The 1,823-nt window shown below is 74.1% G+C and carries 2 protein-coding genes; both read left to right on the forward strand.

The window, feature by feature from the left end; all coding sequences use genetic code 11:
* On the forward strand, positions 1-710 hold a 710-nt coding region (locus E5198_RS21070), incomplete at its 5' end, for a cobaltochelatase subunit CobN (RefSeq protein WP_178084112.1).
* A 21-nt stretch (positions 711-731) separates the two neighbouring features.
* Positions 732-1,757, forward strand: a complete 1,026-nt coding sequence (locus tag E5198_RS21075) for an ATP-binding protein (RefSeq protein ID WP_136491849.1) — start codon at positions 732-734, stop codon at positions 1,755-1,757.
* The last annotated feature ends 66 nt before the right edge of the window (positions 1,758-1,823 follow it).

Consider the following 1,823-nt stretch of genomic DNA (forward strand, 5'->3'; position numbering starts at 1 on the left):
GCTGGCGGGTGTTCGGCGCCGCCCCCGGCGGCTACGGCACCGGCGTGCAGCAGGCCATCGCCGAGGGCGCCTGGGACAGCCGCGCCGATCTCGCCGACGTGTACCTGACCTGGGGCGGCTACGCCTACGGCGCCGGCGGCGACGGCGTGCCGGCCCGCGCCGCGCTGGAGCGGCGCCTCGCCGGCGTGCAGGCGGTGCTGCACAACCAGGACAACCGCGAGCACGACCTGCTCGACTCCAACGACTACTTCCAGTTCCAGGGCGGCATGCTGGCTGCGGCGGAAACCCTCGGCGGCGCCCCGGTGGCCAGCTACCACGGCGACCACAGCCAGCCGGACAACCCACGCATCCGCACCCTCAAGGAAGAGCTCAACCGCGTGGTGCGCGCCCGCGCCGCCAATCCCAAGTGGGTCGCCGGCATCAAGCGCCACGGCTACAAGGGCGCCTTCGAGCTGGCCGCCACCGTCGACTACCTGTGCGCGTTCGATGCCACCAGCGAGCTGATCGACGATCACCAGTACCAGATGCTCACCGATGCCTACCTGCTCGACGCCGATACCCGCGAATTCGTCCGCCAGCACAACCCGGCGGCGCTGCGCGAGATGACCGAGCGGCTGCTCGACGCCCAGCAGCGCGGCCTCTGGCAAGAGCCGGGCGCCTACCGCGAGGCGCTGGAAAACCTGCTGCTCGACTGCGAGGAGGACGGCTGATGGCCGCGCCGAGGATTTCCCATGCATGAACCCGTGAATTTCCCGCTCGCCGCGGTGGTCGGCGCCGACGCGCTGAAGCTGGCGCTGTGCCTGGCGGCGGTCGACCCGGCGATCGGCGGTGTGCTGATCGAGGGGCCGCGCGGCATGGCCAAGTCGACCCTGGCGCGCGGCGTGGCCGAGCTGCTCGACGGCGGCCAGCTGGTCACCCTGCCGCTGGGCGCCACCGAGGAGCGCATCGTCGGCACCCTCGACCTGGACGCCGCCCTCGGCGAGGGCCGCGCGCGCTTCGCCCCGGGCCTGCTGGCGCGCGCTCACGGCGGCGTGCTCTACGTCGACGAGGTCAACCTGCTGGCCGACCATCTGGTCGACCTGCTGCTCGACGTGGCGGCCAGCGGGGTCAACCATATCGAGCGCGACGGCATCTCGCACCGCCACGCCGCGCGCTTCGTGCTGATCGGCACCATGAACCCGGAGGAGGGCGAGCTGCGCCCGCAGTTGCTCGACCGCTTCGGCCTCGCCGTCGTCCTCGGCGGCGCGCCGCTGCCCGCCGAGCGCGCCGAGATCGTCCGCCGCCGGCTGGACTTCGACCGCGACCCGCAGGCCTTCCGCGTCCGCTGGCAGGCGGCGCAGGACCAGCTGCAGGCGCGCTGCCGGCAGGCCCGCGAGCAATTGGAAGCGATCCCGCTGGACGACACGGCGCTGGAAACCATCGCCGCGCGCTGCTACGCCTCCGGCATCGACGGCCTGCGCGGCGACCTGGTCTGGCTGCGCGCCGCCCGCGCCCATGCCGCCTGGCGCGGCGCGCAGGCCATTGCCGCCGAGGACATCGACGCGGTGCAGGACTTCGTGCTGCGCCATCGCCATCCGCACGGCACGGCCGCCGAGCCGCCGCAGCAGAATCCCGGCGATTGCGCGCCGCAGAGCGGGGCGGACGGGCAGAGCGACGGCCAGCGCGACCACGGCGAAGGCCAGTGGGGCGAGCTGCCGGCGCAGCCGCTGGCCATCGGCGAGCGCCGCGCGCCGCCGCGCTGGCCAAAAAAGCCCTGAGCATCCGCCCGCAACCCGCCCGGGGCGCGGATGCCAGACAGCGGGACACGCCCCAGCCGGCCCCGC

Origin of the sequence: Pseudomonas sp. A-1 (assembly GCF_004801855.1) — a bacterium.
In the GTDB taxonomy this organism is placed as follows: domain Bacteria; phylum Pseudomonadota; class Gammaproteobacteria; order Pseudomonadales; family Pseudomonadaceae; genus Geopseudomonas.